This is a genomic window from Vibrio fortis, from assembly GCF_000695685.1.
In the GTDB taxonomy this organism is placed as follows: domain Bacteria; phylum Pseudomonadota; class Gammaproteobacteria; order Enterobacterales; family Vibrionaceae; genus Vibrio; species Vibrio fortis_A.
In genome coordinates this window covers 634,467-661,189 of sequence record NZ_JFFR01000027.1, presented here as the reverse complement: position 1 = coordinate 661,189, position 26,723 = coordinate 634,467, and the positions used below count along the sequence as shown (strand labels likewise).

Sequence of the window (26,723 nt, the reverse complement as noted above, 5' to 3'; positions counted from 1 at the left end):
TCCCACTTAATGATTGATATTTCATCTGAAAATTTGAGTAGTAACTCGAAAAAATGAATGTTATGTGGAATTTCAACATTTATTTATAGCTGTTCTCAAAAATGAAACACATTCAATTGTTAAATGGTTGAACAAATGTAACAAGAAATTTATAAAGTAATAACAGTTTGGCCAGGTGGTCTTTATAGAAGCGCAGAATACAAATAATAGATGCTTCTGTCGGTATTGCTGCTTTGGAATTGCTTGATGAAAATAAAACATAAACTTTTTGGCCTAACTGGCCTAGCGATCAGTGCGCTTATCGTTATCGTATTGATTACTGAAATCAGCAACTTAAAGCTGATAAAACTAGAAAAAACATTGATTGAAGTGAAAGATTTAGAGCTTTCGCTGCAAGAGATGAAAAGGATAGAGCTTCAGTTTCTGAACTCATCAGAAACCAGCTTATCTGCTCAGTTCTCGAAGGAGTATGATCAATTCAATACTCTCTCACAATCTTTGCTCGCCCACCTTGTTGAACTTGAGGTTGTGGTAGATGACATGCCAAAGCTGCTCAAAGAAATAACCCAATATCAACAAGGGTTTGAGTCGCTAGTCTCCATCTATGGAGCGGACAAAACCAAAGCTTCAGCCATCATCGCTCAGTCCGATTACCTCTATAACGACATCTATAGGATTTTCAAAGGGGTCGAGAAGCAGTTTGAACAAGAGATCGACTCTGCACAGTCTTCGATTAACCAGTTTATCTTGTTCTCGCTTTCCATCGTCGTTATTGCACTTGTTCTGTTGTCTTACGGTTTAATCAAAAGCATTCAACGCAGCATTTCTGATTTAAATCGGATTACTAACCAAGTTGCGCGTGACCATGACTTAACACTACGAGCAACGGAATCTAATGACGAAATTGGTGATATTGCTAAGGGCACTAACAAGCTGATTGTGAGTATCGAGAGTTTGATTACTCAGGTTCAAAGCAGCGTTGAAAACTTAGGTGCAGTATCTGTACAGCTAAGATCGAATAGTCACCAAACAGAGCTTTCATTACAGCAGCAACAACTTGAAACCGATAGCGTCGCTACGGCGATCACTGAGATGGGGGAAACCATCAAGGAAGTGGCGGCAACAACAGAGCACGCAGCAAGCAATACGCAGAAAGGATTCACGGTTGCTCAGCAGGGTTTGGTTGAAATTGAATCAACGAAGCAAACGGTTACGGAGCTGTCTAGTGAGCTGGAATCCGCAGAACATGAGATTGAACATCTGTCAGAGCTCTCTTCTCAAATCAGCTCTGTGATAGGCGTGATCCATGAGATTGCGGAGCAAACCAATCTACTCGCATTGAATGCTGCGATTGAAGCGGCACGCGCTGGGGAACAAGGTCGTGGTTTTGCTGTGGTAGCAGACGAGGTAAGAACGCTCGCGAGTCGTACTCAATCGTCGACAGAAGAGATCTCTAGCATCATTACTTCAGTGCAGAGCCAGACTCAAGCAGTTGTGTCGACCATGAAAGGCTGTCGTACCAAAGGCACCGTGAGTGTTGAGTCATCACAAGTGGCTTACCAACAAATCGAAGCGGTAATGGATGAGATGCAGAAAATCTTGGACAGCAGTACCCAGATTGCAGCGGCTGTAGAAGAGCAGAGTATGGTGTGTAATGAAGTCGCCCAGAACATTGTGGTGATCCGAGATACAACCACTACCAATGTCGAAGGCGTGTCAGACAATACTCGCTCAACAGAGGTTGTGAGCCAGCAAACCACAGATCTTCAAACAGCGATCGAGCTGTTTAAAGTCCATCGATAATACAAACCATTATTGAATTGTGCTGAGCCTAGTCAGAAATTGGTCAAACTTCATGTCGCGGACAACAAGTTTACAGATTTCATGCTAGGCTCATGTTTTTGTTCAATAAAGGTAAAGTTATGTCAGAAATGTATACCAAGCATGCAAGCAAGTATGCGGAAGTGGTTAAGGACAATATCTATAACGCGCTGTTAGAGCGCCCGTCTACTTTATCGTTATTGGATGATGTAAAAGGTCTAAAGGTACTCGATCTCGGTTGTGGTCCGGGTGAATACGCTCAGTGGTTTCTGGAGCAGTCAGTCGCAGAGTTGACCTGTACAGATTTGTCTGAAGAGATGGTTAGCTTGGTTACTGAGCGTTTCGGCTCAAAGCTAAAGGCGTATTCTCAAGACCTTGCTATTGGGCTTCCTAATGAACTTGACCAGAGCATGGATGTCATTGTGTGCCCGCTAGTGCTGCATTACATTGAAGACCTCACCCTAGTGTTTAAAGAGGTGCAAAGGGTTCTTAAGCCTGGCGGTTACATGGTCTTTTCTACCCATCACCCATTTGCTGACTTTGAATGTTCTATCAATGGTAACTATTTTAGTCGTGAGTTTATTCAAGAAGAGTGGAATACCATAGGCGACCCTGTGCAAGTGAGCTTTTATCGTCGTTCACTTACTGAGATCTGCAATGCGATTGCTGCATCTGGGTTAGTGATTTCAAGAATCACCGAAGGTGAAGTGGATGAGCGGGTACGAGATATAGATGAAGATAGATATAACCATCTGAAAAATAATCCAAACTTCATTTTTGTTCGTTGTGATAACCCTGCTTAAATAGAAATACTGGTTCTCAGCGCACTCACTGGTTCAACGCCCAAAGCGAATTTTGTTTTGGGCGTTTTTGTATCTTATTTTGCGATTAACGAATAGAACGGACGCTGGTCGTCATTAACCAAAATGCGGTAAGTAGCTGTGTCGCAAAGCATCCGACGAACAACCACTCGATACCAATCAATGATGTTAGATAGCCTGAACCAGCAAGACCAAATGGCATCAGGAGTTTGAACAGCGAACCTGTTATTCCGTTTACTCGGCCGAGAACGCTGACATCAAAGGCTTCTTGGCGGTAACTCCAGATACAGATGCTGCTATATAAACCCACAGCGGACACCCAAAAGAACCCAGCAATTAGCGCTGTTTGATTCTCCATGATCAACGGAATAACAAACCCGATGGATTCGAGTGCGATAGAGATAATGAGAAGCCATCCTAGCCCCCATTTCTTGCGTAATTTGTCGGCGCTGAATGCACCAATAAGACCACCAAGGCCAGAAGCGACGATGAGGTAACTGACGCCCACCGCATTCAATCCTAAATCTGCTTTGGCATAGTAGATAGCCTGAATCCAGAATACGGCACCTGTTGTGTTGATGACCATTACAGCAAGAGTAATCAACCACATGTTCTGCTCATTACGTAGTGCTTTCCATCCCTCTTTTATGGCACTGAAAGTGCTTTGTTTGTCTCTGTTGATGGGTGTTTTTACGTCGAGCCTTTTGAGCTGCCAAAAAGCCAATAGCATCAAAAGTGCTACGCCGATAAAGACGTTATGAATCGTCGCCAGTAACATGATGGCTCCAGAGAGCACAGGTCCAACGGTTTCCATAAAGCTGCCCAAGGAGCTCATTCGAGCTGTCGCCACATTTTGAGTTTCATGTGAAAGTGCGCTTTTCTGAATCGACATACGCGCATTGTGGTAGCCGTAGTTAAATGCCATCATCAAGAACGCACATGGGAACAATACCCATAATGGCTCAGCTAGGAACTCAACCGCCAGGAACGAGATAAACACCGTTATAGCCTGACCAAGCAACATGGCCAGCGACCACTGCTTTTTATCACTGCGATCAACCCACACGCCAATAAACAACGCCAGTAATAGATTGGGCAGAAACTCAACGGCCCTCATCCAACCCATCCACTCGGATGATTGGGTCAATTCATACACCAACAATGGTAATGCAAGTGTGTAGATCTGGCTTGCAAAGCTCACAAATAGAGCACTGCTAAACAACGTAACGAAGGTTCTATTCTTCCAGATGGAGCCATGAGACTCAGCTAACGTATTCATCTAAATATCCTTTTTATTTTTGGTAACACGGCTATTATTTGAAAATAAAAGATGAAGAAAAATAGAAATATAATTTTAGGATTTCACCTTTATGCGTTATTGGTTAGCTTTGGTATTTTTGCGAGACTTTGGATTCGAAATAGGTCGATGGACACCGATTTCATTAGATGACGTAACGAAAGCATTGAACTGCACGCGTCGTAACGCTCAGCTGGTCATCAAAAGGCTGGTGGAAGAGTCGATCATCGATTGGAAGTCGGGGGTTGGCAGAGGTAATTTGCCTCAGCTTCTGCTTAAAGAGTCGGTAAACACCACATTAATCGAACAAGCTAAGTTCTGGATGAACGAGGGGAAAGCCGATCAAGCGTTGAACCTTATCAGAAGCAAAGATCGTGATCAGTTTATTGCCGAGTTTGTTAGTCAATATCAACAGCAAGATAACGATCAAGACATCCTCCAAATCCCATTTTATCGAGCGACACACAGCTTGATCCCCTATGAAATATCTAGGCGTACTGAACGGCACATCGCTGATTACCTCTATGCGAACCTGTTACGTTTCAACAGAGATACAGGCCAGTTGGAAGGCGATTTAGCGCAAACTTGGGTGCATACAGGCGATATGCTAGAGGTTCGACTGCGTAAGTCACTTAAGTTCTGGGATGGCTCTGCACTTACTGCATTTGATGTGAAGGCAGCCTATGAGTCGATCATCTCGTCAGACTCGGTGAGCCGAGGTTTGTTCTTACTCATTGATGAGTTTTCTGTGGTCGACGAGTACACCTTACGAATTCGCTCCAAACGTTTGTCTCATTATCTGCCAAGGCTGATGGCGCATGGTGCGCTATCGGTTTGCAAATTGAACAGCGACGGTACGATAGTCGGAAGTGGAGCGTTTCGATTGGCAGAGCAAACCGATTACCGAACGCTACTTACTGCGTCTCCTCATTATCACGGCTATCGACCTTGGCTAGATGGCGTAGAAATCTGGAACATGGGCTTATCTGCAAATGACTTTCAAATGCATTGTGATATTGTGCACGGCAGCTCTGCCCCAGATATTGCTGATGAATTCACACAGGTACAACAGTGGGAAGAGGGCTGTATCTACGCTTGTTTAAACAGTGCAAACAACGCGTGGATGAAGTTGGCAAAACATCGTCGATACATCCAACAGTTGCTGCAATCCTTGCCGATGAATGGTGTGAGAGACACTATGATTTATCGACGAGCGTCAGGGATGACAAGCCTTGCCCCCTTAACACTTGGCAAAGCGGTGGATTTGTCTTCCATAAATCAGGTACCGCTTGAGGTCTTAACTTATCAGCTGCCTGGACATATTGAAGCGGCTGAAAACATCACTGAGTTGCTGTGTCAGCATGGTTTAGATTCAAATCTTACTGTGCTGCCATACCCTGAATTTGACCAAGTAGAACGACAATCGAAAGCAGATATTATTGTTTCTGGTGAGGTGTTTGGTGAACATAAAGAGAGTTCTTGGCTTGGATGGTTGTTGTGTACTAACACCGTGACGGCAAGCCTGAATAAGCAATCCAAGCCTTGGTTCGAACAGCAAGTGTTTGATAATTTGGCTCAATCAGATGAAAGTAAGCGGGTTCAAGGTTATCAGCGAATTGAGCGCGAGTTGATTCGAAAAGCGATTTATATCCCTCTGTTTCAATGCGCACAAGATATGAGAATCTCTCATAAAGTGAATGCGATGGATCTTCTGACTAATGGCTGGATCGACTTCAATCAGGTTGTTTTTGAAGGCCGCTAAATGTGTCTCTGTGGTTAAATAGAATTGAAAACAAAGGTGGTGGGTTTTGTCTATTCCTCAAGTTGGTTTTAGCCATCGACAATCGAATCAAGCTGAGCTTCAAATTCTGGAGTTATCTGATTTATACGAGCAAAATCGGCTCGACCATAGCCCTGAAAGTGCTCATCGTATAAATTTTTTCGGGATCATATATATAGAGCAGGGCACCGGAAGCCACATGGTGGACTTTGAAGAGTATCCATTTCAACAAGGCTCGGTTCTTTTCGTGCAAAGAGAACAGGTTCATAGCTTTGATTTTTCTAATCGCCCGAAGGGAAAAATCTTACTCTTTACCCAAGCGTTTCTCGATCAAGTTCATGCCAATATGAAGCTGCCAAACTACACGCCGACTCACCTCAATGAAAAGCACTCACCATTGCTACAGTTGGAGAGGCAAGACCAAGAACCAACACTGGTCTTTATTCGACAAATGATCGAGGAAATCAACAGAGCAGCCAGCGAGCCTTTAATAGTGATGTATCTGTTCTCGGCTTTCGCGCTCTCTTTACATCGATTAAGACCTGAAATAAGGCAAGGCAAATTGACTCAAGAGCAGAGCATCAGATTCGCGCGTTTCTTCGAATTAATGCAAAGTCACTTTCACCAAATAAGAGACGCAAATTGGTACGCTCAACAGATCAACACCACTTATAAGACGTTGAATATTGTCTGCAAGTTGGCAACGGGATTGACTGCGAAACAGATGATCGATGCGTTTACTATCATCGAGATTAAGCGTCGTTTGGTGGTGAGCCACACTTCATCACAACAAATGGCGTACGACTTTGGATTTGAGGATGCCAGTAACTTTGTTAAGTATTTTAAGAATTTAACTGGATTAACGCCGAGCCAGTTTAGTCAAAAATACAAGAATCCGACGCTTTAGGTTCGATATTCACCATAATTTAACCCATTTTCACTCTGACGAAATCATGGTTGCCCGATTAAGCTGTTAATAACAAAAACGAGAGGGCAACAAAATGATTACATCTCCACTTTCTTCTTTCTTTTCTCGCACAATTCTTGCTGCGAGTGTGCTGAGCCTTGCTGCATGCGCTAATGATTCTATGGTGAAAAACGATGAGCTTTCCAACAAAGATAAAGCCGTTGCGGTGATATCTAGCATTGAAACCGGTGATGCTAACGCAATTAGTTATATCAACCCGACCCAATACACGCAGCACAATTTAGCGGTTGGCGATGGTTTAGAAGGCTTTGGTGAAGTGATGAAGGCACTTCCTGCAGGTAGCGCAAAAGCTGATGTAAAACGCGCTTATCAAGACGGCGATTATGTTTTTCTACATACGGAATATAATTTCTTTGGTCCTAAAGTCGGTTTTGACGTGTTCCGTTTCGAAGAGGGAAAGATAGTTGAACATTGGGACAATCTAGCCGAGCTAGCGACCCAACCAAATCCAAGCGGTCGCACCCAGCTTGATGGGCCAATAAAGGTGACCGACCTTGATAAAACAGAAGACAATAAAGCCATTGTTGCAGACTTTGTAAATACCATTTTAATGCAAGGCGATATGTCTAAAATCAACCAGTTTATCGACAACGAAGATGACGCTTATCTTCAACACAACACTATGGTAGCAGATGGCCTAAGTGGCTTAGGCAAAGCGCTTGGAGAGTTGGCAAAAGCTGGTATGCCAATGGTTTACAAAGAGAATCACAAGATCTTGGGTGAAGGTAACTTTGTGCTCGCTATTAGCGAAGGCGTATTTATGAATAAAGACGTCGCCTTCTATGACTTATTCCGTCTTGATAACGGCAAAATCGTTGAGCATTGGGACGTGATCGAGAATATTCCGCCTCGTGAAGAGTGGAAAAACGATAACGGCAAATTTGGTTTCGAGCATGATTACGTGGTGGAAGTGGCTTCATTCAAGCTTAAAGATGGTGTTGAACCACAAGAATTCGCAAAACTGGATAAAGCCGTTGCCGATAGCTATGTTTCAAAACAACCAGGATTTATTCAGCGTGAATCTGGATTAGTGGATGGCGATACATGGCGCGTGATTGTGCATTGGGAATCGCTGGATGATGCGGATGCATCGATGGAGAGCTTCATGAGTGCTTCTGCCGCGCAAGGTTTCCTAGCTGGCGCAGATACCTCAACAATGAAGATGCAGCGTTACGAAAACTAGCCGTAATAAACTAAAAAAGACCTTTTATCTCGAACAAAACTTAACCACGAAAGGTCAACACGCCCTAGTTATAGGATATAAGGTCTTTTTTGGGTCCAGAACTCGCAATGTATGAACATTAGTTATTCAGCGAGGCTACATAGAATGTTATTTTTGAAAACAGTTAGGTGTTCGTTTACGAGTTCACCAAACATTGCCCCATAATGAAAAACGAACTTCCTATCGCAACCGCCCAACATACTGAGCGCATAACACCAATATTGACCAAATACAGAATGTGGTAAGCCACTCGAAAGCCGATATGGAGAATTGCAAACAACTGTACGCTCTCGTTGACAGAGTCAGTTGCTATGGCAAGGAGTATCGCGGCTGAAAATACGATGAGAGACTCAAACGCATTTTGGTGCGCGGCAAGTGCACGAGCTCCAAACCCTTGCAATTTCGCCTGTTGATCACGTGGATGATTATTGTCGTAGCCACCCAGTTTGTTCATGGCGATAGCCACGGGAATTTTCGCCAGATAGGGAAGTAGGGCCGCTGCAATTAAGCAATAGATTAGGGTATTCAACGTATCATCCTTGTATCAAATTATTTAGTCATTCCCCTCATCATATCAGTCAGTGTCATATAATGTTAACTGGGTTGCACCAGAGGAATAGATTATGAGACCAGTGAAAATCATTTCATTAGCAAGTGTTCTAGTACTAATGTCCCCTGCTACTTTTGCGGAAAAACCAGAATGGGCGGGTAAAGGAAAACCAAACTTAGAAGAGATTAAGTCGTCTTCTGACATTGAAGACATTGAAAAGCGAATTGAAGATCGCGACGAAGAGCTTGATGAGTTAATAGAAGAGAAGAAAGAAAAAGCGAAGAAAGCCAAAAATAAAAAGGACAAGAAAAAGTTAGAGCGTGAAATAGAGGACCTTGAGGATGAGCAGGATGAAGTCGATGATCTTAAGGAGAAACTAAAAGATAAGAAATCCGGGCTCGAGAAGCAAAAAGAAAAGAAAGCGGACCAAGTTCGCAATGAAGTAGACAAAGGCTCTGAGCAAGGCCAAACGAAAAGAGAAGAGAATAGCCAAAAATGGTGGAAGTTCTGGGAGTAAACCTTAGGCATACTCGAAAACCGCTCATCTGCGTTTATAGAGAGTTTGTAAACGCAGATGGGTGCACGAAAAAAGCTAGGTGCTCACGAACCTTACTTTGTGACTATTGCTATTTTTTGCGTAAAAGTCTGCCACTTGTGTAGCAGAGCCAAATGACAAAGATTGAGAGTATGTTGACGGAGATTGTTATTTGATCGAAATTTACGCTTATCGGAAGTTTAATACCTGAAGATAAGGCCCAGGAAAAGTTGGGCGTATCTATATCTACCAATTGGATAAATTGCAGTACAGCTATCCACTTCAGAGCCCATAGTCTTTTCTTAAATAGTCCATAAGTAGCAAATAAGTTTGCAGCCCATATTGTCAAGATTAATGAAGATACTAGATATTGTTGAGTAAGATGTAGTTGAGTACTCTGCGAGAGTAAAATAAATAGAAAAAAAGAAGCGACTAGTATCGTTATTATCTGAATAACTAATAGAAATTTAGTTCTTTTTAAATGATTTTCGAACAATTCATACTCCATTAAATTGGTTAATATTAAGGTGTCTAAGTTACGTTTTTTATCTGATGTATCACATATAGTTGATATTAAGCTTAATTTCCCGAAGCTCAGATGCTGTCTTCTTGTTTTCGGGCAAAGGAAAGGCTTCTATTTGACTGATAGCGTTTTTACTCGCTTGGCATAAATTTTCGTCACCAGATGAGTCAACTGACTCTATTTGGCCGCTGGCTGTCAATATAATATTGAGCTTACATTTTTTTCCTTGAAAAGCATCCGGGCTATCTAGTCTACTTTGAATGAGTTGTGCATAGACCTGCCCGTATTTTGTTAGCTCAGAAGCCCTAGGTTTTTCAGTCTGGTTTACGCATCCATATAAAGTAATCATAGAAAGGAGTACTAGGAGTGCTTTGGCAAATGGATTATTCATTGAAGCCCTTGTAGTTGTGGGAGTAAGGAAAAATTGGTTCATGAATCTGAAAAGAACTCGCATATTCTGCTCTGTAATAGGCACTGGATTTAGACTAAACCAGGTATAAGCCCAACTTTATGGAATCGCTTGTCTTTATATTCTTCTGTATCAAATACACCCAATAGCTTCAGTTTTTTATATGGACTTTCATAGTTTTTGATTTCATTGAAATCTAGTTCGGAGTTAAACATAAATGTTGTTATCTTGCTTGAATTAAAACCGCCGAATTTATTCTGACTATACTCTTGAATAAGTGCAAACTTTTTGAACTTCATTTTATCTGCTTGTTGAGCAGCATAATAGACATAATCACGTAGCAGCAACTCCTTGGTTTTTGGTGTTTCTACTGTTTGATATGTGTAAGCTTTGGCACTATTTAATACAGAAGGCTTCTGCTTAAAATCAGAGGTGGTGCTACTGCAGGCAGTTAAAACTATTGATAGGAAACCGACTGTTAACTTATCTATCTTCATTGTTCTTTATACTAATCGCGTTTGGGGTGTTCCAGTAGCCTAGACTGGTTGTGAGACGTCGTATTGCAAGTACTAATTTTGGCTTATGATTGCAGTCCATGTCATAAATTTCAATGATTTACTGTATGTCCAATGTGATCTAAGAATCAGATTTATAAATTAATTACCTAGATAGTAAGTAAAAAACTGAACTCTATGCTTATAGTGAGTTAATCGTACCTAATGTTAGCCTTTAACATGCTGGAAAGTGTGTTTCCTTAGAAGCGGTATTCGTTTACATCGAAGTACCAAAATTATTCACTCTCTCATTTTCAATCTCCAAAGTCTGATGAAATTATGGACGAAAACGCTTTCGTTCACGCTTTGGTAAATAATAATCTGCAAAATTATTACCTCACTCTCAAGAGTGCTGTTAGTATGGATGCAAATAGTCGGGGGGCAATTACACCGTGTTGTATTTGCTGAGATCGAATTTCGAGACCCGTTGAACCTGATTCAGTTAGTACTGGCGTAGGGAACTATTGATACTAAAACCTGTGCGGTACCGATTTTCATTCCATCGATCCTTCGATCTCGGGTGCCTGTCTTTTCGGTTTTAGTTCAGTTCTCCTACGTCTTTTAGATGGTAGGAGCGACCATGACACAGCATTCCAGCACGCAAATCGACACTCAGTCCATTTCTTCAAGCACTCCAATTGTGTTAACCATTGCGGGTTCAGACAGTGGCGGCGGCGCAGGTATTCAAGCCGATATCAAAGCCATGTCTGCGACAGGTAGTTTTGCGTGTTCCGTGATCACCGCGATCACGTCGCAAAATACACAAGGCGTTTCAGCCATCTTTCCAATTCCATTAGATCATGTTGCAAGCCAGCTTGATGCAGTATTCAGTGACCTGAACGTCGTTGCGGTCAAAGTCGGCATGTTGGCAGATTCAAACATCATCAAGGTTGTAGCGGATAAGATTAAGCAGTATCAACCCAAACATCTTGTTATTGACCCAGTAATGGTTGCGACCAGTGGTGATTTGTTGCTTGAGCAGTCAGCCATCAGCACCTTGAAAGAAGCACTTATTCCACTTGCGGACATCATTACACCTAACTTGCCGGAAGGCGCTGCATTGACAGGGAAACCTGTTCCTGCAAGCGAAGCCGACATGCAAGACATGGTTGAAGAGCTTCGTGCGTTGGGTGCGAAAGCTGTGCTGTTAAAAGGTGGACACTTAGAGCAAGATGAAAACAGCAATGACCTTTTGATTTTGCCAGCAAGCACTGCACTTATCAGTGCAAAACGCTTCCCAACTAAGAACACTCACGGCACGGGCTGCACGCTTTCTTCTTCTATCGCCTCTTACCTTGCGCAAGGGAATGAGCTGACTCAATCCGTCGAGCTTGGTAAGCGCTATATCTCGGAAGCGATTGCCCACGCAGATCAATTAAATGTCGGTCAAGGGCACGGACCTGTGAATCACTTCTACGCAGGTCATGCTGATGTCCGCTAAACCTCTTGGCGTTGAAATCAGCAACGCCAGCATTCGTTATCTCGATAACCAACAGTCGACGTTGCAAGGTCTGAGCTTATCGATTCCTGCATCTCAATGGACCGTTTTATTGGGTAGAAGTGGCTGCGGAAAAACCACCATTTTACGTTATCTCGCTGGTCTATTGGGTGAGAACATTGAGTGGCAAGGTGTCGTGAAGACGAGTGATGGCCATTCGCTAGAGGGCAAGGTTGCCTACATGGCACAGCAAGATCTACTGCTGCCTTGGTTATCGGTGATTGATAACGTATGTCTAAGCCAGCGCTTTGCTGGGAAAGGCACCCAAAGCTTGGAAAGTGCTTCGAGCGATGCAGACCACCAAACACGAGCTTTGTCTTTGCTGAAATCGGTTGGGCTTGCTGATTATGCTCGCGCTATGCCACAACAACTGTCTGGTGGCATGCGTCAACGTGTGGCTTTAGCGCGAACGCTTATGCAAGACAAACCTATCGTATTGATGGATGAACCTTTCTCCGCGTTAGATGCGGTAACAAGGCACAAACTGCAAACCTTAGCTGCTCACTTACTGCAAGATAAAACCGTGGTCTTAATTACTCATGATCCACAAGAAGCGGTGCGCTTGGCACACAACCTTTACGTGTTGCAAGGCTCACCCGCATCTGCTCAATCACTGCAAGTTCCGACAACATTGCCTCCAAGAACCATAGATGGTCAGTGCGCGAGCATTCAGCAGAAAATATTAGAGCAGTTGGAGCAAGACTATGCATAGTTCCCAAGCGCTAACCAAGCCTCAATCGGTATCGAACCATAAGAATCACTCTATGAGCCCATTACTGCGTGTCGTGATAAGTACTGCAATTATTCTGGGTCTGTGGCAGTTGGTGGTTGTGGTGTTTGAAATGCCTAGCTTTATTCTGCCGGCTCCGATGGAAGTGTTTAACAAGCTGATTGAACGCTATGACGTGTTGTTGAAGCACACGTGGGTTACCGCTCAAGAGATCCTGCTGGGGCTGCTACTTGGCTTATCGATGGGATTGTTCTTCGCACTTCAAATGTTGCTATTCGAACCGCTTAAACGTTGGTTGCTACCTATTCTTATCGCAAGTCAGGCTGTTCCTGTCTTTGCAATTGCGCCGGTTCTGATGCTGTGGCTTGGCTACGGTATCGCTTCGAAGGTTGTGATGGCAGCGATCATTATTTTCTTCCCGGTGACTACGTGCTGCTACGACGGTTTGCGTAATACCCCGCGTGGCTATCTCGATTTGGCTCAAACCATGGGCGCCACCAAATGGCAAAGGTTACGTCATATTCAGCTGCCAGCGGCACTGCCGACTTTGGCATCAGGTATACGTGTGGCTGTAGTGATTGCACCAATTGGTGCGGTTGTCGGTGAATGGGTGGGTTCAAGTGAAGGGCTTGGCTACCTGATGCTACAAGCTAACGCACGAATGATTATTGATGAGATGTTTGCTGCGCTATTTATCTTAGCTGTGCTCTCTATCTCACTCTACTTTGTCACAGACAAATTACTCAAAAAGGCGATCCCTTGGGAAAGCCACAACTAAACAAAATCTATAAAAAATAGAAAGCTCAAAAGGAAAGGTTAATCGTGAAAAACAGTAAATTTATGAGCGCTGCTGCTCTAATGGCTTCGTTGGTTTCAGGTCATGTTATGGCAGACGAAACTAAAGTAACGCTAATGCTAGATTGGTTTGTAAACCCGAACCATGGTCCGATCGTGATTGCACACGAGCGTGGCTACTTTGAAGAGCACGGGCTAGAGGTAGAAATTCAGGAGCCAGCAGACCCAAGTACACCAGCCAAACTAGTTGCCGCAGGGCGCGTTGATCTTGCTGTGACTTACCAGCCGAGTCTAACGATCGACGTAGCAGCAGGTCTTCCATTAGTGAGAGCCTCTACGCTTATCGCAACACCGTTAAACACGCTAATGGTTCTGGACAATGGCAAGAATGATTCTCTGGCCGATCTTAAAGGTAAGAAGATCGGTATCGCGATCGCAGGGAACGAAGAAGCGACGATCGGCACTATGCTAGCGCAAGAAAATGTTGCGTTTACTGACGTTCAAACCATCAATGTGGGTTGGGCACTCTCTTCTTCTCTGGCTTCTGGCAAAGTAGATGCAATTTGGGGTGGCCTGCGTAACTTTGAAACAAACCAACTGGCGCTTGAAGGTTACAAAGCAAAAGCCTTCTTCCCAGAAGAGCACGGTGTACCTGCTTACGACGAGCTGATCTTTGTTGCTAACGCGAACAAACGTGATGAAGTGGCGATCAAAGCCTTCAATAAAGCGCTAGAGCAAGCAACGACCTACATCGTGAACCACCCAACTGAATCTTGGAAACAGTTTGTAGCTTACTCGCCAGACACTCTCAATAACGAGCTGAACCAGCGCGCATGGAACGACACTCTAACGCGTTTTGCACTTCGCCCATCGGCAGTCGATCATAAGCGTTACGATGATTACGCACAGTTCATGTACGACAAAGGCATCATCAAATCACTGCCAAAAGCGGCTGACTACGTACCGACGTTCGAATAAGGAACATCATGAAATATCAAGATTTAATCACAGCTTGTCAGCAAGATTGGCAGGGCTACACCGAGCATGATTTTGTGCAAACGCTGGCGCAAGGTACTCTGCCTCAGCCGTGTTTTCTCCATTATCTAAAACAAGATTTTCTGTTTCTAAAGCAGTATGCCCGTGCTTATGCATTAGCGATCTACAAAGCCAATACGCTGGCGGATATGCGTCGTGCATTGCCGAGTGTACATGCATTGTTGGATTCTGAAATTGGTCATCACGTGACTTACTGCGAACAGTGGGGGCTGACTGAATCGGACCTAGAAAATGAGCCGGAAGACTTTGGTACTGTCGCATATACACGCTATGTACTGGATGCTGGTATGACGGGTGATTTGGTTGATCTCTACGCGGCACTGGCACCATGCTCTATCGGTTATGCTGTGATTGGTAAAGCACTGCTGGAAGACCCTAAAACAGTCTTGGAAGGTAATCCATACCGCAGCTGGATTGATTTATACGGTGGCGAAGAGTTCCAAAGTGGCGTAGCGGCAGGGGCTGAGTATTTCGACCAACTATTGGCGGAAATTGATATCAATAGCCAACGTGGACAGAACTTGATTCACATCTTTAAGACGGCGACACGCATGGAAGTGGCATTTTGGCAGCAAGGACTTGATGCAAGCGATGCTGTATTACCAAACATTAACTAGAGGTCTTTATGCTTATTGAACAGATCACAAACGCTCTGCAAGCGGTTCGAGAACAGAAACCATTGGTGGTTAATATCACCAACTATGTGGTTATGAATAACAGTGCGAACGCTCTGCTGGCACTGGGTGCGTCACCCATCATGGCACACTCAAAGCAGGAAATGGCTGAGATGATGTCTTTTGCAGGCGCATTGGTGATCAATATTGGTACCTTAGACAGTGTTTGGACGCCGCGCATGGACTTTGCTGTTGAGCAAGCAAATGCGAATGGAAAAACCGTGGTGCTTGACCCTGTCGGCTGTGGTGCGAGCCAGCTTAGAACCGACACTTCGCGTCGTATTGCTCAACAGGCAGACCGCTTAATCATTCGCGCTAATGCTTCAGAGATCATTGCACTGGCGGGTGAACAAGCTCAAAGCAAAGGTGTTGATGCTCTAGATAGCAGTGAGGCAGCATTAGGCGCTGCCAAGTTCCTTGTGGCTGAATACAACGCCAGCGTGGTGATTTCTGGCGAGACTGACTATATCGTAACTGCGGACTCGGTGACGCAACTGAACAACGGTCACGCCATGATGCCTTACGTAACGGGAATGGGTTGCACGCTGTCTGCTCTCACTGGGGCATTTGTTGCGGTTGGTGATAACAGCGGTTTGGCTGCTGCGGCGGTACTTGGCGTTGCTGGCGAAATCGCAGCAGAGCAATCGCAAGGACCAGGTAGCCTGCAATTGAATATCCTCGACGCCCTGTATCAATTAGACGAAGAGACGCTTACTGCTCGTCTAAAGCTGACGGCTTAGCTTACAGTTTGACTCGCAGCTTAAAAGCTCTCTGAAGCCAAAAACAATAACCCCGAGTCTTATCAACTCGGGGTTATTTTTATTGGCATATATCCAATTGGCGGTGGCTGCGGCGTAAGTTAGGTGCTCTTAAAGCGGTCAACTTGGCTCTTAAGGTGGTGTGCAACCTCAGTAAGCTCGCTCGCCGCTTCCGAAATTTTAGCCACAGATTCTTGGTTACTCTGGGCGATGGTATTCGCGCCTTGAGCATTGTCACCTAGAGAGCGAGTTAGGCTATCTTGCTCATCAACCGAAACTGCAATCTGGCTATTTGCTTGGTTAAGGTCTTGAATGTGTTGATTGATCACATGTAGGTTTTGAGAGGCCTGCTGTGCCTGTGTCGAAGCTTGAGATACTGTGCCATGGCTCTCTTTGATCGACTCGAGAGCGTCTTTGGCACCGCGCTGCAACGAGGTGATCAAATCATTTATCTGGCTAGCAGACTCTTGAGTACGTTTCGCTAGAGTACGTACTTCATCTGCAACCACGGCAAAGCCACGGCCTTGTTCACCAGCTCGCGCAGCTTCAATCGCAGCATTCAGTGCGAGCAGGTTTGTTTGCTCAGTTACGCCCTGAATCACCTCTAAAATTGCGCCAATGTTCATCGACTCAGCATGTAGGTCGCTCACTTTCTGGCTGCTAAGTTGCATCTGCTCGTCAGCTTGACCAATCTCTTGCAGGGTTTTGTCTACTTCTGTTAAACCCATCGCAACGTTTGAAGTCGCTTGGCTTGCTACTTCAGAGGCGTGATTAGCGCTAGATGCGATTTCTGATGTGCTTGATGCGAGCTGAGACACAGCTGATGAGATGTTGATGATTTCGTCATTGAGTCGCGACGCGTTGTTTGAACCCGTTGTGGTCACGCTGTCGAGTGACTCTGACATTTCACCAATGCGCAAGCTGGAAGTATTTACTTGCTGAACGATATCGCGCAGCGACTCTATGGTGGTTTTCATGTTCTCCAGTAACTGACCAATTTCGTTCTGGTCAGTTACTTTGACGTCAACACTCAAATTACCTTGTGCCAGCTCATTGGTGATCTCTTTAACCTGAGCGATCCCCTTGCTGATAGAGCGAGTCACAAGAATCGCACTCGTTGTCCCAACCAATAATGCAATGCCTGTGAGTAACACGATGATCTGAATCGAACGCTCTTCGCTGAGTTCGAGCTCTGGGATAAGTGCGTTTTTCTGCTGCTCGATGATAGATTGTGCATCTAATACGGCAATGGCGAGGGTATCACCTAAGCTGGTCAGCTGGGTTTGAAGTTGAGCGTTCTCAAGTTTCTGTTGGTGGACTTGCTCAAAACCTGTTGCGTAGGCTTCGCGCTGAGCGGTGAAGCTATCGATCAATTCTGCTTGGTAATCTGATGACTCTAGAGAGCGGATATCACCCTCAATGCCGGGTAGGGCATATTCAAACAGATCTTGGCCTGTTTCGTAGGTCTTTGGATTACCGTCGTTTGAGTAGCTTAGCACTGCGATTTTCGCGGCTAAGAAGTTCTCCATCAGCATCCCTGCGTATAGGCTCGCGTTGGAGTCGTCGTTATTATAAGACTCGTAAAGTAGGCTCTGAGCCGCTTTGAGAGCGTTCTCTTCTCTTTTCACCATCTCAACTGTGACTAGCTGGTGGATTAATTGCTGGCTCTGACTCATCAACTGGTAAGCTTGGTCAAAGGCAGTAATGCTCTGTTGAACCTGAGAAAGGCGTTCTAGGCTATCGGAGTGTTGAGTTTGGCTGAGTAAAGATTGCAGTTGTTGGTCGATGTCGCTTTTATTGGCGAGATAAGCTTGCTGATATTGGTCATCAAGCGTTGCTAGGTAGCGCTCAGAGGTGAGGCGCATTTGTAGAAAGTGGGTTTCAATATTGCTGGACTCTTCAGCTTGCCCACTCAATAGACTGTAGTGTTTAAAACCGTTAGACAGGGTTTGGATCCCTTGAAAGCTAACAAAGCCCGAGATGATGAAAAAGAGTAAGCAGATCGCATAACCCAGTTTCACTCTTAAAGAGATAGATAGTTGACGCATATACATCCTTATAATCCGCGTTTCACTGTATTCTTGCCTGTAAGTACTCGTAGAGTATTTCACATTTAAGATGTAAGAGCATGCAAAATGTAACATTAATGTGTCACTTGTAGGTGTTTTGTTGTCTTTGAGTGCTTGTTTCAGAGTTTTTGAGTGGTTTCATGTGTGCCTAGTAACATATTGTCATGGTGTAAGAAGTGACAACTCATTAGGAATTGCGAGTGAGGGAAGATGGCGCGAGTAATTGATGTCTCTAGTGCGATCAATCGGTAAACTAGGCACTTAAAAATAACAAAGCATACAGTGCTCCAAAGTGTAGTACGTGCATTAATAAGGACTCCAAATCAATGAGCAATCCATACAAGTTGTATCTTGTCACCGACGATCAGCAAGATCTCGCCACATTAGAACATGTTGTTGAACAGGGTGTCGCTGGGGGCGTGACCATGGTTCAGGTACGAGAAAAGCATGGTGATGTGAGAGCCTTCATTGAGAGAGCACAACGTGTAAAAGCGATTCTCAGTGGAACAGGTGTTCCTTTGATTATTAATGATCGTGTTGATGTTGCATTGGCGGTAGACGCTGGTGGGCTTCATCTTGGTCAGTCAGATATGCCTGCGGAGATAGCGCGACAGCTGATTGGTGAAGATAAAATACTTGGTCTTTCGATTGAGAATGAACAGCAGCTGAAAGAAGCGGAACACCTTCCAATTGACTACATCGGTTTAAGTGCGATTTTTGCTACACCAACCAAAACCAATACTAAAAAGCACTGGGGTGTAGAAGGTTTAAAGAGTGCGCTTGAAACAACGAAACTGCCGATCGTTGGTATTGGTGGAATTAACGAGAGTAATATCCCCGAGTTGATGGCGACTGGTGTACATGGTTTAGCTTTAGTTTCAGCTATCTGTCAGGCCGATGATCCCAAAGCTGCTGCTCAGCATCTGCTCTCTTTGATGGGGTAATTTAGAAATAGAATAGTTCAGAAATGGAGTAGCTCAGATTTCAATTGACTAGAAAACAACGGCTCAAAACGAGTAACTTGTTTTCTAGTCATATTTTGGTGAATTTTGTATGAGCTGAACTCAGCCTACTGCATACAAAGAGCGATGGTTCCTGCAATCGTTAAAGCGATAGCAATGTACCAACCGATTTGCACCTTGTTATCCGCAACGAATATCTTGATGTAATTCACTTCTTCATGCGCCATAGCAATAAAATCGGTGTAGTTAATCGATAACTCGCGGCTGGTCTCTTTCAGTTCATTTTGAAGCTTGTTGAAAGCCTCATCCATAAACCCTTTCATTTCACTTGCAGCTGGTTTACCCATCAACAGAGTATCCCAAATTGCCATGCGTGAAGCGTATTCACTATCACTAACACGATTCAGTACTCGCAAATCATACTCGCGCTTGTCACGCTCTTTCCCCATTTTAAGTGGGCAAATATTCTTTAAAACGTTCACAAATAATTCCAAAGGTTCATTCAGGTAGAAACGAGCACCAAATGGGCTCATAAACTGGGGACGAATCGAAATTCAAAAATGACCTGTTTCATGACCATGGATTAACCGACGCTTCTAAGTATTTGAAGATTCGTTGTTAAAACTGATGTTGCGCATAGTAAATTTGTGTCTGCACGACATCAACTAGGGTGTTTTGTCTAGACGACAAAGATAATTGGTAGAAAAGCATCAATAAGTCTATTTAATGAGCGCTTAATCAGTATTGGAGCTATATTTGTCTAAAGAGCCATTGACCTTACCCTTGGGGTAACCTTTATAGTGACGGTTCAAAATATATGGATTGGTTATGACGCATTCACTTAAGACATTTTGGATTACGATCTTCAGCATCTTTGCGATGTTGATGTCGACGTCTGTCTCCAGTGCGTCAACCATGGAAATGCAGATGATGGATAAAGAGACGATGTCTTGCCATCACGCGAGTATGATGACTCATGCAATGTCTTCAATGTGTGATGTTTCTAGTGATGATCAATCTATGCATGATATGGGACAACATGAGACATCTCATTGCTCACACGGTGGGGATATGGGCGCCAATTGCTGTGTGTCTATCTGCCTGAGCTGGTCTTACCCAATCCAATCTATCAGTTCCTTATCCAGTTTTGCTTACTCGCTTGCTCCTTATCACTCTGTGATTATTGGCAGTAAAGTTGCGCGCATTCAGTCTATTCTAAGACCGCCTTCCGCTTAATTCACAATTCCCAAATCTCATTACCTAAGACCGACCTACCAGGTTGAGCCTAGGTGCGATCTATGCGTTTTTTAACGCCACAAAATGGATTTATTCTTGTGAATATTGAATCGAGATGGTTGGTGCTGCCAATATGCACCAGCTTGATAGCGATGCCTGCATTTGTGATGGCAGCATCGTCAAATGAGGCAGTGACCTCTGCCAACGGAAGTCGTGCTGTTGTTACTGGTGAACTAGAGACTCTACAAGCCCAAGAGCGCCAGTTAGCACTGCTTATTGACCAAGCCTTGCAGCGTGATAGCGGTCGTCAGCAGCTCATCGCTCAATCTCAAGCGACTCGTCATGCGGGTATCGCTTCAGCCACCCTCAGTGATCCAAAGCTAAAAGTGGGTTTTGGTGGCCTTCCTGTCGATAGTTTTAAGTTCGACGAAGATCCTATGACCAATATTTCTGTTGGGTTAATGCAGCAGTTTGAACGTGGTTCGACGTTGGATTTAAAGGAGCGCCAGTCAAGCCAGCAAGCAGATGGTATTGACTTGCAAGTTGCTGTCCGAGAAAGAGAAATCACCAACACCATTACCACACTATGGTTGGAGCTGGGTTATCAGCAAGCTGCACGTTCAACCTTGTTAGAAACGCGTCGTTTAATGGTAGAGCTTGAGCGTTTTATTGAGACCAATTATGGAATCGGTAACAGCGAAGCTCAGGACCTGCTCAATGCTCAACTGAATGTCGCTAAGTTTGATGAAAAGCTGCAAGCTAATCAGCAGCAACAGCGTCGAATTATTGCTCAGCTTTCTGAGTGGCTAGGTTCAGATTGGTTGAATTCATCACAGGCAAATTTTGCTATAGATGCGTCACAACCAGGCGCACAACCTCAATCTATTCAGGCCAGTAACGCCTTGAGTTGGCAAGCTTTAGAAGGCCAATTAAAGCCTTACGTTGGTCAATCCCAATACTACGCTTTATTGCAGTCACACCCTATGGTTCGTGCTGCGGATACGGCTATCACCGTCAACGAAACGCAAGTAGAGATTGCAGAGCAAGCGTATCTACCTCAGTTCGGCGTCGAGGTGATGTACGCCTATCGACAAGCGAATAATATGCAAGGTAATCCGGCGTCAGATCTGGTCAGTGCTTATGTGACTATGGATATCCCATTGTTTACGGGCAATCGTCAAGACAAGAGTGTTGAAGCTGCTCAGTACCAAGTGGGTTCTGCACGTGCTCAGAAAGAGACGCTTCTTAGTCAAATGAACGCCAAAGTAAACGCGCTTTTGGTGGATAGAGACAACCTATCTCAGCGTATCGAACGTTATCAAAACAGCTTTATTCCTCAAGCTGATGCAACCACAAAGGCCGTTGAACGCGGTTATCAAAATAACACTGCGCAATTTAATGACGTGATCACTGCTATGACTAACGCGCTCAATATCGAGCTAGAACAGCAGAGATTAATCACGGATTTAAACATAGTTAACAGTCAATTGGCTGCGCTTGTTGGTGGCTCATATCACCAGCCTTCTCAATCATCAAAGACAACGCCACAAGCGCAATAAGGAAACATCATGAAATCATTTACAGTCGCAAGTATCGCTCTTGTCGTTGGTGCAGCAATCGGTGTTGGTGCGAGTCAATTTTTCCCGATGAACCACGCTGCTATGAGTGGAGAAATGTCAGAAAAAAGCGCAGATGAGCCGCTTTATTGGGTTGCCCCGATGGACCCGAACTATCAACGAGACCAGCCGGGTAAGTCACCTATGGGGATGGACTTAGTTCCTGTTTATGCTGATGACTTGGCAGGAAAAAAAGATAAACCGGGGACGGTCACCATTGACCCTTCAGTGGAGAACAACCTTGGGGTAAAAACCGAATCTGTGATGTTAGAACCTTTGACGCCAAAAATAGAGACGGTGGGCTACGTTGCCTTTGATGAAAGTCGTCTGTGGCAGACCAACGTCCGTGCGGCGGGGTGGGTTCAAGACCTATTTATTAATGCGGTAGGTGAAACTGTATCCAAGGGTGAAGTGCTGTTTACACTCTATTCTCCAGAGTTAGTTAAGGCACAAGAAGAGCTGTTGAGCGCTTATAAAACGGGTCGTAAAGGTATGATCTCAGGTGCTAAGGAACGATTGATCTCTTTGGGAGTTGATAAACAGCAAATCAATCAAATCGTGAGACGTGGCAAAGCATCGCAAACCATTGAAATAAAAGCGCCAGCCGATGGGGTTATCGCAACCTTAAATATTCGAGAGGGTGGTTATCTTTCTCCTGCTCAAGCAGTCATTAGCGCCGGCCCGCTGGAAGAAGTTTGGGTTGATGCCGAGGTGTTTGAACGTCAAGCACACTGGATTTCACAAGGCACTGCAGCTTCGATGACGTTAGACGCGGTTCCGGGGGGCGAATGGAGCGGTCGTGTGGATTACGTTTACCCAATCCTAGATCCAACCACTCGAACACTGCGAGTGCGTCTTAAGTTTCCCAATCCTGATGGTGAACTGAAGCCGAATATGTTCTCGAACATCACGCTCAAACCAGAAAGTGACGATCAAGTCCTAACAGTAGCACGCTCATCGGTGATTCACTCGGGTGGCATGACGCGAGTGGTGTTGTCTGAAGGTGAAGGTAAATATCGCTCACATCGTATACGTGTAGGGCGTGAAGCGGGCGATCGTGTCGAAGTGCTTGAAGGTCTCGAACAGGGTGTGAGCGTCGTAACTTCTGCTCACTTCATGTTGGATTCGGAGTCTAGCCAAACGGCGGATTTGTCTCGAATCTCTTCTATCGATGAAGAGCCAATGCAGATGAGCGATTCCGTGTGGGCAAAAGGCAGTATCACCAATCTGATGGTGGGACACCGCATGGCAACCATTGAGCATCAACCGGTTCCCGAGTGGGATTGGCCGGGAATGGTGATGGACTTTACCTTCTCTGATGAGGTTGATTTATCTGGCTTAGCGAACGGTCAGGCGATCGATTTTAAAATGGAGAAGACCGATTCAGGCCAATTCCAAGTCACCGAAGTGAGCCAAAGTGATAACACAATGGCGCCGGAAGTCTGGGTCGAAGGCGATATCACTATGCTGATGGCAGATTTTGGCATGATCACAGTGAATCACCAAGCCGTTGATGAGTGGCAGTGGCAAGCCGGAGAGATGAATTTCACCGCTAGCGATGATATTCCACTTGATGATTACAAAGAGGGACAAAAAGTGCGTTTCCTCGTGGTGAAATCTGGCACGGACTATGTGTTGAAGAAAATTGAGTCGGCTGAGGAGTAGTGATGATTAATGCAATTATTCGCTGGTCGATCAGCAATCGATTCTTGGTGCTTGTCGCCACTATCGCTCTGACTTTAGGTGGCCTCTACAGTGTGAAGAATACGCCTGTCGATGCCATTCCGGATCTTTCTGATGTGCAAGTTATCATCAAAACCAGCTATCCGGGACAAGCACCGCAAGTGGTAGAAGATCAGGTGACCTATCCGCTTACTACAGCAATGCTCGCAGTACCCGGTGCGGAAACCGTTAGAGGCTATTCGTTCTTTGGTGATTCGTACGTTTATATCATCTTCAACGATGACACCGACATGTATTGGGCACGTTCAAGGGTATTGGAATATCTCAGCCAAGTCGCTCCTAAGCTGCCAGCCAGTGCTAAACCAACACTTGGCCCAGATGCGACCGGTGTGGGCTGGATCTACAGTTACGTTCTACAAGACAAAACTGGTCAGCATGATCTGGCGGAACTTCGTAGCCTGCAAGACTGGTTCTTAAAGTATGAGCTGCAAACCGTCAATGGTGTGTCTGAAGTGGCGACGGTCGGTGGCATGGTTAAGCAGTATCAAGTGCAAATTGATCCCGCTAAATTGCGTGCCTACGACCTCACACTGAAGCAGGTCAACAATGCTATTCAAAGCGGTAACCAAGAAACAGGCGCATCGGTTATTGAAGTGGCAGAAGCTGAGCATATGGTGCGCACGTCGGGCTATTTGAGTGGCATTGACGATCTCAAAGCACTTCCTTTGAAAGTGACCGCTAAAGGTACACCGTTATTACTTGGTGATATTGCTGACGTGAATCTTGGCCCTCAAATGCGTCGTGGTATCTCAGAGCTAAACGGTGAAGGTGAAGCCGTTGGCGGAGTTATCGTCATGCGCTTTGGTGAGAACGCCAGTGAGGTAATCGCTGAAGTAAAAACCAAGCTTGATGAGTTACAACGCAGCTTGCCGGATGGGGTTGAGATTGTTGCGACCTATGACCGCTCAACCTTGATTAACTCGGCAGTAGAAAACCTTTGGCAGAAGCTTGCTGAAGAGTTCTTGGTGGTCGCGATTGTGTGCGCGTTATTTCTATTCCATATTCGCTCATCATTAGTCATCGCACTGAGCCTTCCAGTTGGCATTTTGTCGGCGTTTATCGTGATGCACTGGCAAGGAATCAACGCCAACATCATGTCTCTAGGCGGGATCGCAATTGCTATCGGCGCTATGGTTGATGGCGCGATCGTGATGATTGAGAACGTGCATAAACACATTGAGCGCACACCGCTGAATGATAACAATCGTTGGCAAGTGATAGGTAAAGCTGCTGAAGAAGTGGGGGCACCGCTTTTCTTCTCGCTTCTTATTATTACGTTGAGCTTCGTGCCTGTGTTCGCATTGGAAGGGCAAGAAGGCAAGATGTTCTCACCGTTGGCGTTCACTAAAACGTATGCAATGGCGGCGTCTGCGGGCTTAGCGATTACCTTAGTTCCTGTGCTTATGGGTTACTTCATTCGTGGCAAGGTCCTCCCTGAGCATAAGAATCCAATCAATAAAGGCTTGGTTGGACTGTATCGCCCATTGCTTAACCTAAGCTTGCGTTTCCCGAAAACGATCATCATGGTCGCACTGGCCTTGATGGCATCTGCGTATTACCCAACCAGTAAGCTAGGCAGCGAGTTCATTCCACCGCTGGATGAAGGAGATTTGATGTACATGCCGACGACCTATCCGGGTATCTCGATAGGTAAAGCGCGTGAATTACTCCAACAAACCAATAAGTTGATTAAAACCATTCCTGAAGTAGAAACGGTGTGGGGCAAGATCGGCCGAGCAGAAACAGCGACCGATCCCGCGCCACTAACCATGATTGAGACGGTGATTCAGTTTAAACCTAAAGATACTTGGCGTGACGGTGTCACACCGGAGTCGCTGCGTGATGAACTCAATAACCTGATTCAGTTCCCGGGCCTAACCAATGCTTGGGTTATGCCAATCAAAACTCGTATCGATATGTTGGCGACGGGGATTAAGACTCCGATCGGGATCAAGATTGCAGGACCTGATCTGAAAGTGATCGAGAAGATAGGGGCAGATATTGAACCTATCCTTAATGACTTACCGGGAACTGCGTCTGTCTATGCGGAGCGTGTAGCCGGTGGTCGTTATGTCACTATCGACATTGATCGCCGAGCTGCTGCGCGTTATGGCCTAAACATCGCTGAGATACAGCAAGTGATATCAACAGCGGTAGGCGGAATGAATGTCGGTGAGACGGTAGAAGGTTTAGAGCGTTATCCGATTAATGTTCGTTACCCGCAAGAGTATCGTGATTCGGTGATCAAGCTGCAAAACCTGCCTCTGATAACGGCGAATGGTGCGCGCATCGCGTTAGCCGATGTCGCTGACGTGCGTTACGAAGATGGTCCGCCAATGATCAAGACGGAAAATGCGCGTCCAAACGGTTGGGTATTTGTTGATATTGAAGGGCGTGACTTAGGAACTTATGTCGAAAACGCCAAGAGTGCGGTGGCAGAACATCTAGAGCTTCCTGCTGGTTACTCGTTGGCTTGGTCTGGCCAATACGAATACATGGAGCGAGCTAAGGAGCGCTTGAGCATTGTTGTGCCAATCACCATTGCAATCATCATGCTCTTACTTTACTTGAGCTTCCGACGTGTTGGAGAAGTCATGGTGATCATGCTGACTTTGCCGCTTGCGATGGTTGGCGGGGTGTGGTTGATGCATTATCTCGGTTACAACTTCTCGATTGCCGTAGGCGTTGGCTTTATTGCCTTGGCTGGCGTTGCTGTGGAAATCGGAGTGATTATGTTGGTGTATCTCAACCAAGCGTGGAACTTCAAGAAACAAGACCACGAGAATGCGCACACACCGCTGCAGCACAAGGATCTGCTGGATGCGATTCGTGAAGGCGCTGGCTTAAGAGTTCGCCCGGTGATGATGACGGTTCTGACGGTAATCATCGGTTTGATTCCAATTATGTACGGGCAGGGTACAGGCTCAGAAGTCATGCAGAGAATTGCAGCCCCAATGATAGGAGGCATGGCCTCAGCGTTACTTCTGACTCTGCTGGTGATCCCCGCCATTTTTGTTTTGTGGAAACAGCGAGATCTGAAATAGGTTCTCTCTAGATTATTGAATTAAATGGCCCGGTGAGACTTT

General features: G+C 45.2%; 22 protein-coding genes, 1 pseudogene and 1 riboswitch. Of the genes and pseudogenes, 17 read left to right on the top strand and 6 right to left on the bottom strand.

The features are described 5' to 3' along the window. The first annotated feature begins 246 nt into the window (after nt 1-246). Both VFDL14_RS04190 and VFDL14_RS04195 read left to right on the top strand, forming a co-directional pair. Nucleotides 247-1,803: a methyl-accepting chemotaxis protein gene (locus VFDL14_RS04190; RefSeq protein WP_032552813.1), complete on the top strand. Its 1,557-nt coding sequence runs from the start codon at nt 247-249 to the stop codon at nt 1,801-1,803. Between the two features lie 119 nt (nt 1,804-1,922). Next, on the top strand, nt 1,923-2,624 hold the full coding sequence (locus VFDL14_RS04195; RefSeq protein ID WP_032552812.1) for a class I SAM-dependent methyltransferase: 702 nt from the start codon (nt 1,923-1,925) through the stop codon (nt 2,622-2,624). Nucleotides 2,625-2,709: 85 nt separating this feature from the next. On the opposite strand, the gene VFDL14_RS04200 is transcribed toward VFDL14_RS04195, so the two are convergent. Beyond that, on the bottom strand, nt 2,710-3,921 hold the full coding sequence (locus VFDL14_RS04200) for an MFS transporter (RefSeq protein ID WP_032552811.1): 1,212 nt from the start codon (nt 3,919-3,921) through the stop codon (nt 2,710-2,712). 91 nt (nt 3,922-4,012) lie between these two features. Between VFDL14_RS04200 and VFDL14_RS04205 the strand changes: the two genes are divergently transcribed. The 3 genes and pseudogenes from VFDL14_RS04205 to VFDL14_RS0123430 form a co-directional block, all read left to right on the top strand. Then, nucleotides 4,013-5,701, top strand: a complete 1,689-nt coding sequence (locus tag VFDL14_RS04205) for an ABC transporter substrate-binding protein (protein ID WP_032552810.1) — start codon at nt 4,013-4,015, stop codon at nt 5,699-5,701. A gap of 46 nt (nt 5,702-5,747) precedes the next feature. Continuing rightward, nucleotides 5,748-6,626, top strand: a complete 879-nt coding sequence (locus VFDL14_RS04210) for a helix-turn-helix domain-containing protein (protein ID WP_032552808.1) — start codon at nt 5,748-5,750, stop codon at nt 6,624-6,626. Between the two features lie 94 nt (nt 6,627-6,720). Beyond that, nucleotides 6,721-7,596 (top strand): annotated as a pseudogene (locus VFDL14_RS0123430) (hypothetical protein); the annotation flags it as partial. A 469-nt stretch (nt 7,597-8,065) separates the two neighbouring features. On the opposite strand, the gene VFDL14_RS04215 reads toward VFDL14_RS0123430, so the two are convergent. Continuing rightward, nucleotides 8,066-8,458 carry an MAPEG family protein gene (locus VFDL14_RS04215; protein WP_032552807.1) on the bottom strand — a complete coding sequence of 131 codons (393 nt, stop codon included), beginning with the start codon at nt 8,456-8,458 and terminating at the stop codon, nt 8,066-8,068. Nucleotides 8,459-8,552: 94 nt separating this feature from the next. Between VFDL14_RS04215 and VFDL14_RS04220 the strand changes: the two genes are divergently transcribed. Beyond that, nucleotides 8,553-8,996: a hypothetical protein gene (locus tag VFDL14_RS04220; protein WP_235201756.1), complete on the top strand. Its 444-nt coding sequence runs from the start codon at nt 8,553-8,555 to the stop codon at nt 8,994-8,996. Between the two features lie 575 nt (nt 8,997-9,571). Here VFDL14_RS04220 and tolA read toward each other — a convergent pair. Beyond that, nucleotides 9,572-9,928, bottom strand: a complete 357-nt coding sequence (gene tolA / locus VFDL14_RS04230; protein WP_160168799.1) for a cell envelope integrity protein TolA — start codon at nt 9,926-9,928, stop codon at nt 9,572-9,574. A gap of 89 nt (nt 9,929-10,017) precedes the next feature. Continuing rightward, on the bottom strand, nt 10,018-10,443 hold the full coding sequence (locus VFDL14_RS04235; RefSeq protein ID WP_032552803.1) for a hypothetical protein: 426 nt from the start codon (nt 10,441-10,443) through the stop codon (nt 10,018-10,020). 422 nt (nt 10,444-10,865) lie between these two features. Next, nucleotides 10,866-10,977: riboswitch (TPP riboswitch) on the top strand. Nucleotides 10,978-11,080: 103 nt separating this feature from the next. On the opposite strand from VFDL14_RS04235, the gene thiD reads away from it, so the two are divergent. From thiD to thiM, 6 genes are all read left to right on the top strand, one after another. Continuing rightward, nucleotides 11,081-11,941 (top strand): bifunctional hydroxymethylpyrimidine kinase/phosphomethylpyrimidine kinase, encoded by an 861-nt coding sequence (gene thiD, locus VFDL14_RS04240; protein WP_032552802.1) that lies wholly within the window; start codon nt 11,081-11,083, stop codon nt 11,939-11,941. Further along, nucleotides 11,931-12,710 (top strand): ABC transporter ATP-binding protein, encoded by a 780-nt coding sequence (locus VFDL14_RS04245; RefSeq protein ID WP_032552801.1) that lies wholly within the window; start codon nt 11,931-11,933, stop codon nt 12,708-12,710. The genes thiD and VFDL14_RS04245 overlap by 11 nt, the downstream gene beginning before the upstream one ends. Before the next feature lie 52 nt (nt 12,711-12,762). Continuing rightward, nucleotides 12,763-13,506 carry an ABC transporter permease gene (locus VFDL14_RS04250; protein ID WP_235201769.1) on the top strand — a complete coding sequence of 248 codons (744 nt, stop codon included), beginning with the start codon at nt 12,763-12,765 and terminating at the stop codon, nt 13,504-13,506. Nucleotides 13,507-13,568: 62 nt separating this feature from the next. Then, entirely contained in the window at nt 13,569-14,501 is a 933-nt protein-coding gene (locus VFDL14_RS04255) for an ABC transporter substrate-binding protein (protein ID WP_419177376.1), read from the top strand. A gap of 8 nt (nt 14,502-14,509) precedes the next feature. Beyond that, nucleotides 14,510-15,196 carry a thiaminase II gene (tenA, locus tag VFDL14_RS04260; protein ID WP_032552798.1) on the top strand — a complete coding sequence of 229 codons (687 nt, stop codon included), beginning with the start codon at nt 14,510-14,512 and terminating at the stop codon, nt 15,194-15,196. A gap of 8 nt (nt 15,197-15,204) precedes the next feature. Beyond that, nucleotides 15,205-15,993 (top strand): hydroxyethylthiazole kinase, encoded by a 789-nt coding sequence (gene thiM, locus VFDL14_RS04265; RefSeq protein WP_032552797.1) that lies wholly within the window; start codon nt 15,205-15,207, stop codon nt 15,991-15,993. A 119-nt stretch (nt 15,994-16,112) separates the two neighbouring features. On the opposite strand, the gene VFDL14_RS04270 is transcribed toward thiM, so the two are convergent. Further along, nucleotides 16,113-18,059 carry a methyl-accepting chemotaxis protein gene (locus VFDL14_RS04270; protein ID WP_032552795.1) on the bottom strand — a complete coding sequence of 649 codons (1,947 nt, stop codon included), beginning with the start codon at nt 18,057-18,059 and terminating at the stop codon, nt 16,113-16,115. Between the two features lie 347 nt (nt 18,060-18,406). Here VFDL14_RS04270 and thiE point away from each other — a divergent pair, with 347 nt between their 5' ends. After that, a complete protein-coding gene (gene thiE, locus VFDL14_RS04275) occupies nt 18,407-19,024 on the top strand; it encodes a thiamine phosphate synthase (protein WP_032552794.1) in 618 nt (205 codons plus the stop codon). Nucleotides 19,025-19,149: 125 nt separating this feature from the next. Here thiE and VFDL14_RS04280 read toward each other — a convergent pair whose 3' ends face one another. Beyond that, nucleotides 19,150-19,491 (bottom strand): hypothetical protein, encoded by a 342-nt coding sequence (locus VFDL14_RS04280; protein ID WP_032552962.1) that lies wholly within the window; start codon nt 19,489-19,491, stop codon nt 19,150-19,152. Between the two features lie 379 nt (nt 19,492-19,870). Between VFDL14_RS04280 and VFDL14_RS04285 the strand changes: the two genes are divergently transcribed. The 4 genes from VFDL14_RS04285 (at nt 19,871) to VFDL14_RS04300 (ending at nt 26,681) form a co-directional block, all read left to right on the top strand. Further along, complete coding sequence (locus tag VFDL14_RS04285; protein WP_032552793.1) at nt 19,871-20,278, top strand: hypothetical protein; 408 nt, start codon at nt 19,871-19,873, stop codon at nt 20,276-20,278. 152 nt (nt 20,279-20,430) lie between these two features. Next, nucleotides 20,431-21,837 carry a TolC family protein gene (locus VFDL14_RS04290; protein WP_050487489.1) on the top strand — a complete coding sequence of 469 codons (1,407 nt, stop codon included), beginning with the start codon at nt 20,431-20,433 and terminating at the stop codon, nt 21,835-21,837. 9 nt (nt 21,838-21,846) lie between these two features. Further along, on the top strand, nt 21,847-23,559 hold the full coding sequence (locus tag VFDL14_RS04295) for an efflux RND transporter periplasmic adaptor subunit (RefSeq protein WP_032552792.1): 1,713 nt from the start codon (nt 21,847-21,849) through the stop codon (nt 23,557-23,559). 2 nt (nt 23,560-23,561) lie between these two features. Beyond that, nucleotides 23,562-26,681: an efflux RND transporter permease subunit gene (locus VFDL14_RS04300; protein ID WP_032552791.1), complete on the top strand. Its 3,120-nt coding sequence runs from the start codon at nt 23,562-23,564 to the stop codon at nt 26,679-26,681. Nucleotides 26,682-26,723 lie beyond the last annotated feature (42 nt).